At 55.4% G+C, this 592-nt stretch carries 1 protein-coding gene; it reads right to left on the minus strand.

Features of this window, described 5'->3' with window-relative positions; translation table 11 throughout:
* Positions 1-49: 49 nt before the first annotated feature.
* Positions 50-580, minus strand: a complete 531-nt coding sequence (gene ssb / locus R7190_RS29070) for a single-stranded DNA-binding protein (protein ID WP_318138093.1) — start codon at positions 578-580, stop codon at positions 50-52.
* Between the last annotated feature and the right edge of the window lie 12 nt (positions 581-592).

The following is a 592-nucleotide window of genomic DNA, read 5'->3' on the forward strand; positions in this document are numbered from 1 at the left end:
CCCCTCGGGGCATGAGTGCCCCCGTGGGGTTTAGTAAGAGTTGGCGGTGTTACCCGCCAGCCAAGTGGTGCAGCCGCATGAACGGGATGTCATCATCCCAGCCATCAGGAGCGGGACCATAGCCTCCGCCCATACCACCTTGCGGTGCTGATTGCTGCACAGGAGCAGATTGCGTACCGGCTCCTGTACGTTGCCCTTTTTGGGGCGCTGCACGTTGAGAGTTGTCCTGAGGTGCATTTCCACGACCACCAAGCATCTGCATTTCAACGCAGTGTCCTTCGGTGGTGTAGCGCTCGATTTGTTGGCTGTCAGTCCACTTCCGGGTGCGGTTGCTCCCTTCGAGATAGACTTGGGAGCCCTTTTTCAGGTACTCACCAGCGACTTCTGCCAAACGACCTTTAAGCACAATACGGTGCCACTCAGTATGCTCTCTTTGCTCGCCAGACTGCTTATCGCGCCACGTATCCGTTGTTGCAACGTTGAAGTTGGCAACGGCAGTTCCGCTTGGCATGTAGCGAATTTCCGGGTCAGAACCGAGATTACCGACCAGAATTACTTTGTTGACGCCTTTAGACATCATGACCTCCAAGTT

It is taken from the genome of Vibrio sp. 1078-1, from assembly GCF_033340475.1.

Excerpts from the sequence above, each read along its gene's own strand:
- ssb (WP_318138093.1), bottom strand. The coding sequence starts at position 580 with ATGATGTCTAAAGGCGTCAACAAAGTAATTCTGGTCGGTAATCTCGGT.